Annotated in this window: 4 protein-coding genes and 1 pseudogene; all 5 read left to right on the top strand. The window is 41.1% G+C overall.

Annotated features, from left to right (window positions below; all coding sequences use genetic code 11):
- Nucleotides 1–18: 18 nt before the first annotated feature.
- Nucleotides 19–1454: pseudogene (locus AB4589_RS23535) on the top strand (hypothetical protein); the annotation flags it as partial.
- Nucleotides 1444–3486: a hypothetical protein gene (locus AB4589_RS23540; protein WP_372101811.1), complete on the top strand. Its 2043-nt coding sequence runs from the start codon at nucleotides 1444–1446 to the stop codon at nucleotides 3484–3486. The pseudogene AB4589_RS23535 and the gene AB4589_RS23540, both read left to right, overlap by 11 nt.
- Entirely contained in the window at nucleotides 3483–3941 is a 459-nt protein-coding gene (locus AB4589_RS23545; protein ID WP_372101812.1) for a hypothetical protein, read from the top strand. The genes AB4589_RS23540 and AB4589_RS23545 overlap by 4 nt, the downstream gene beginning before the upstream one ends.
- Nucleotides 3942–4076: 135 nt before the next feature.
- Nucleotides 4077–5321 carry an AAA family ATPase gene (locus AB4589_RS23550; protein WP_372101813.1) on the top strand — a complete coding sequence of 415 codons (1245 nt, stop codon included), beginning with the start codon at nucleotides 4077–4079 and terminating at the stop codon, nucleotides 5319–5321.
- Nucleotides 5322–5325: 4 nt separating this feature from the next.
- A complete protein-coding gene (locus AB4589_RS23555; RefSeq protein WP_372101814.1) occupies nucleotides 5326–5991 on the top strand; it encodes an HNH endonuclease in 666 nt (221 codons plus the stop codon).
- Nucleotides 5992–6260: the final 269 nt, after the last annotated feature.

Consider the following 6260-nt stretch of genomic DNA (forward strand, 5'->3'; position numbering starts at 1 on the left):
TGACTGGAGCAGATCAGTTATATGTCTCATCTGCATCTCAGGGTTATGCAAGGGACTCTAAAAAGTTCTAGTTATAAAGTTATTCACTCTATCATGTTGGTGCTATTTCGTGATTATTTAGATTTACCATCAAACTATTTCAACTCTATCACGGTGATGGATAATAGCGATAAAGAGCCGTTTGAATCCTATACCCGCAAGGATTTAAACCAACTACTTCCCTTCCTTCGCAGTCTATTCAAGCAAACCTACCACCAGTTTATTGAGTCTCCTGAAACGCACATCATGACATCTAAAACCACCCCTACCATGACCTTTGAGTGGAAAGGTCATACATACCAGCTTTGTGGTGGTATATCGAAATGATGTGTGCAGGCACTTACCTTTTGTCTTATTACACCTACGCAAACACCAGCGATTTATTTCAGCTATCACAACCACGCAATGCCTCTACGTCGGCTGGCGAAACGTGGTACACCATGCCCGCTTTTAAGCGTAGAGCTTTCAAGACCATTCAAGTTGAGATGGGGGAACACGAGTTAGACATACCGAAATACGCGATGCGTTTTTTCGACCACTTACTCAATGCATCACGCTTAATCTCAACGGAGGAAAACGCGACACTGCTTCAAACCGTAACTGCGAAGAAAGCCACTCCAATGAAAAGCGGGGTTCTTCAAGGCTTCCTAAAGGGGTGGGTTGAAAAGCACTTTACCTTCATTGACCAAACTGGGCGCAGGCTACGCCCGACAATTAGCCGCTTTCGTGAAACGGGCGCACAGATTACCGCCTACCACCAAGGCGAAATGATCAATGACATCATGCTAGGCAATACTCTTAACACGAGAAAGAGAAGTTATAGCGAAGGAAACCGAGTAACCAACAATGGCATGATGCAAGATGCTATGTCGATTCGAGAAGAGGAGATTAAAAGAGGGGTTAATACCAAAGAGGCACAGGCCAATTTAGGCATTGATGTTTTGGTCATTGAAGAAGAAAACAAAATTAATCTACCTAATTTGAGTCGTACTCCTAATGGTGGGAGTTGCGCGACCCCCTTTGGTGAGAAGTCAGAAAAGTACACAAAGAAAGCCCGTAAGCAGGGACTACTAACTGAAGGAGAGAAATTAGCTTGCGCTGATTTACTCGGTTGTTTCGGCTGTCCGAGTCAAGTCATTGTCCAATCGCTCGCAGACATATGGTGCCTCCTTAGCTTTAAAGCGTGTGTCGAGGAATCACTCTACCTACACCTCGATGCCAGCCACTACTACCACAACTTTGAAAGCATCGTAACGTTCATAGAAGAAAAAATATTACCCAGTATTGATAGAAAGATACTCAAACAAGCAGACACCAAACTTGATGATGAAGGTTATCATCCTAACTGGGATGATTCCGACTCCGTTCTTGGTTTAATTCCATCCCACTTCAGGAACTGCCACAATGAAAACTAGCCACTTATATACTGCGGATTTCCCTGAAGAGCATAAAGTGCAATATGTTGACATCGTTACTTTATATCACCAAGGGCGATTTGAAGAGTTAGATGCTGTCGTTATTTGTAAAGATAGAAATGGCAACGTAACAGCGACTTTTGGGCAAAGTGATTGGGATTGCTTTCCTTTCTCACGCAAGAAAGAGAGAAACAACCTCAACTTCTCAAGTCTTGACGCAGCCCCTCAATTGCAACGCGAACTAAAAATATTCACCATAGGTTGGCTTTTCAACGTCAGTCCAAAAGGAAGAAAAGCACTGCGCTTTACGGGGGTTCATGCTCGATTAAAAGACATCAAAAAAGTGTACTCATTTTTAATGGAGCAGAACCAAACATCGTTAGCTGCGCTGTCCTCTGCGTCACTAAGGGTAAGTCTTGATAACACCCTTAAAGAGGAAGATTATGCTCAACAATCACTAGAGAAAACATTCGTAGCTATCAATGGTGTAATCGGTGACTCGGGTTGGCACAACATACCTCTGGGTATCGAACCAATTAGATCCAACAAAGAAGCCCAAAGACTTAGCGATAAAGATAGCCAGCAAACTTTGGTCATTCCAGAGCGGTTATGTCATGCCATCTACAGCAAGGCGATAACCCTCATTGAAGAAGCATTGCCTCATGCTCAACTACTAGCCGATACTGAAAGTGCGCTACAAAACAACTATATTGCGGGTAAGAGGATACTGGATAACAAAATTCAACAAGGCTTCTCCTATACCTTTGTGAACAGCGATGGAAGCATTGATAGCAGAAAATACAAAACTGCCATCGCACACAACCAACCTCGTGAGCCTAATTCCCTCATTGCTCCATTAGCAAATAAACTTCCTGATATCTCACTTAACAATGCTAACGAATTCAGGGGCTACCTCGGACAGCTCATTACAGCGAGCTATATTGTGTGCGGTGGGTTCAGTGGTATGCGGGATTCAGAGCTGGATAAGCTCACGCCAAACAGTTATTACAATGATACGCTAAGTGGTCGCGTACACCACATGTTGCAATCTCATACCTTTAAACTAGGAGAAAAGCGAGAAACATGGGTGACAGCAGCTTCTTCCAAGACTGCCATCGATTTAATGACAGTGCTAACCAAGCGCTGGCGAAGCGAAATTACTTACCCTGATGAGAAGTACGCTAACTCATTATGGGTAAACCAAGGCGCTCGCTCAGTACCTCCAAAATTAATAACGAAATGGAATGAACGGTTACAACGCTTTTGTAAGCAGTTTGATTTCATAGTTACAAAAGAGGACTATCAAGAATGTTTAGCCTCCAATCCTCGCTCGCTAAACAAAGCTAAGGAAATCATCATAGGCAGACCTTGGCCTATGGGTACTCACCAATTTAGACGCACCTTAGCATTTTATTGCGTGAAGAACCGCTTAGGGACACTGGTTGCGCTAAAGCAGCAATTCAAGCACCTTTATCTATCGATGACAGAGTGGTATACCAACGGTGGGAAACTGGCGAGTCTATATGATTTAAAAGTGGATACCCAAATACAACAAGCGCTAGAAGAGATTAATGCAGAAACAACCGCTAATAAAATCTTCAAACAGTGGCACTCTGAAGAAACCCTATCAGGTACTCATGGCAAATCGATCATGAAAATGCGAGGGGGTGTACCCACCATCTATAGCTCTTGGGATGTAATATACAAGGCCGTAAAAGATGGTAAGTTAACATTGCATGGTTCAATGCACAGCTATTGCAAATCTGGTTATGACTGCGATATGGACGGTGTGGTCACTCCCCAATTCTGTGTGGACTGCGGCTCTGGTAGTAGCATCATTGACGAACAACAAGCCCAATGGTGGCAGAAAAAACACCGTAGTTTAGTTACTTACATGGAATCTGGCGAAGAAATTTCGGTCAGTGAGCAAAGCCACTACATCACTCAAGTAAGAGCCGCAGAGAAAGTCATGGCTGACTTTGATATGTCTTTTACCCCATTTGAACCTGACTTAAAGGTAGCTAACATATGAGTAAGAGTGAAAATACACGACTAGCATTAGAGGTTGCATTAGAGCGTATAAAAGAAGGCAAGCCCAAGCGCATCCCTATTCATCGAAAGCTCAGTGTGAGAGCTGTTGAGGAAGAAGCGAACCTAGGCAATGGTAGCGGCTATTATTATCCAGAGTTTATAGAAAAGGTGAAGCAAGTTAAGGCTGATATAGCAGAAGCTAAAGGTGAGCATGTCCAGCCTGAAATTCAATCGGTACGCGCTAAGCTCAACGAGCAGAAACGCATCAAGCATAACTATAAGGAAAAGTACGAGTCTGAAAAAGAAAAGTTGAATTTATTCGCAGCAGCCCAACACCATCTCAACGACAAGCTAGTTCAGACATTGGCTCGCATTGATGACCTTGAATATGAGAATGCAGAGCTGAAGGAGAAGCTCGCAGACCTAAAACGAAGCAAGGTTATACCTATCAAGTAAAACGATATTTGCCCACTTGAAATACGACCAAGTGGGCACCACGCTATCTTCCGTTTAAAAACAAGTCTCTTTAGAATGCTAAAAATCAAAGAGTTGAGTATAATTCAACCTATCTCACTACAGGTTGGAACAAATATGCTCAAGCTCATTTCATCAGTACAAGGAACCCTCCCTCATACTGAAAAAGAAATATCAATCACAGCAGATAGTAAAAATATCATAGTTACAGGTATGAATGGGTGCGGTAAGACCGTTTTCCTTAACGCCGTACTAAATGCTATTAAGTTTAGTGTTGAACCAAACAAAATCAGTCAGAAAAGCAATCTGTTACGAAATGTTGAGCATTATGAAAACCTCATCAAAAATGAAAACTATCCAAGAGATCAGATTGAAAACTTTAAGCTAGAGTTAAAAAGAAGCAAAATACAGCTTGAAGACCTATTTAAAAGTGATCACATCGCTATAAAGTGGAGCGACCACGATGCTGTTTTGGACAAGTCATACAATCGAAACTTATTGGTTAGCTTTTTTGAAGCAACTCGACAGTATTCCAATGTAAATCGTAACAACCGCAATGCCCTGTCAAGTTTATCTGAGATAAGAAAAAATGGTCAAAATCAGCAGCTAAATCAAGATTTTTCTACTAGTTTTGAGTCTTATCTGGTCGCATTTTTCGAAGCTGGCTATATGGCTTCGATGATGAGAGAAGATCCCTCTGAGAAACAAAAAGTTGATAATTGGTTAGAGTCAATTTCAAGTGATCTAAGTTATCTGTTTGAAGATCCGTCATTGACACTTCAATATAATGAGCAAGAGAGACGTTTTTATATTGAGCAAGATGGTAAAACCCCTTATACCTTCTCGACTCTTTCATCTGGCTACTCATCTATTTTAAAAATCTATACGGATTTATTGATGAAGGTAGAGCTTCACGAAATGAGTCCGAAAGAACTAACAGGAATCGTAATTATTGATGAGATCGATGCTCACTTACACGTATCTCTACAAAAGAAAATTCTTTCATTCTTAGACCGCTCTTACCCCAATGTGCAATTCATTGTATCGACTCATTCTCCATTCGTACTTCAATCTGTAGATAATGCTGCAATCTATGACTTGAGTAAGTTAGAACAATTAGAGGACTTATCTTTATACTCTTACGATGCCATTGTGAAAGGATTATTAGGAGTCAGTACAAGCTCGGATGATTTAACTCAAATCACAAGTGAACTCTCATCACTTATTCCTGATATTGAAGAGAATCAAATTAGGGTGAATAAATTAATTGCAAAGCTCGCCCCAGTTGAAGGAGAGTTGGATTCGAAGTCTAAAGTGCTTCTTCTTATGGCGAAGCAAGCACTAGAAGATTTGGAGGGCTAATCAATTGTTTAATGTAATTCGCCCTGTGGACGGTCCCGCTTGTTTATCAAGTGGATCAACATACAATCAACCTGAAGTTGTTGAAGAGTTAAAGAAAGTATTTCACAGCAAGTGTTACTTATGTGAGCGCAATGAGATACATGATGTAGAAATTGAACATTTTGTTCCACAGGCTGCTGGCGGGGGCAGGATGGATTGGAATAACCTGTTTTACTCCTGTAGCCGCTGTAACGGTATAAAAAGTAATGGGTATTTAGGGCTATTGGATTGTACGGACTCCAATATAAATGTAAGTAGAGAAATACGTTTAAAGGCTTACCCTACTCCTGATAGCGAGATCTTAATTGAGGCTTCCTCAGATACCCCAAGTGACGAAACGTTAAATACTATTGAACTTCTAAATGAGTGTTATAACAACTCGTCCACAGCTTTACGTGGGGTAAGTCGTGAAGCATTAACTGAGCAACTATTTGAGTATATGTGTACTTTTATAAACGCTCGCAGATTACTCAAGAACCCATCTACTGGAAGCAGTAATAGAGAAGGCGCGTTAGAGACGATAGAGGCGATGCTTGATAGTCGTCATCCATTTAGTGCTTTTTGGCGCTGGCAATACTTGGACGATAACTTCCTAACAGGAAATTATCCAGAGCTAGAAGAATCATTTTAGGGAAAGAGGTTCGACAGTATTACCGCTTACAGTTAGGCTTGGTTAGATCAATTTTTCTGGAAACTGGTACTATCAAAACTTAAAGTGTAGAAAAATAGTTCAAAATCACTATTTTTCTGGAAAAGTCTATCAAGCCTTATCATTTAAACCTTTCCAGATTTATTTCAGAAGCCACCTGTGTTGGTAGGATGTTACCATGCGATAAACCACTGTAAGTCAAAGAAATATTATACAAAAGCCGACCTGTGTCGTAATGCCGTTCACTTAAG

Origin of the sequence: Vibrio sp. 10N.222.49.A3, assembly GCF_041475145.1 — a bacterium.
Lineage (GTDB): Bacteria > Pseudomonadota > Gammaproteobacteria > Enterobacterales > Vibrionaceae > Vibrio > Vibrio tasmaniensis_A.

Coding starts and splice junctions, on each gene's coding strand:
- AB4589_RS23540 (WP_372101811.1), top strand. CDS start 1,444: ATGAAAACTAGCCACTTATATACTGCGGATTTCCCTGAAGAGCATAAA.
- AB4589_RS23545 (WP_372101812.1), top strand. CDS start 3,483: ATGAGTAAGAGTGAAAATACACGACTAGCATTAGAGGTTGCATTAGAG.
- AB4589_RS23550 (WP_372101813.1), top strand. CDS start 4,077: ATGCTCAAGCTCATTTCATCAGTACAAGGAACCCTCCCTCATACTGAA.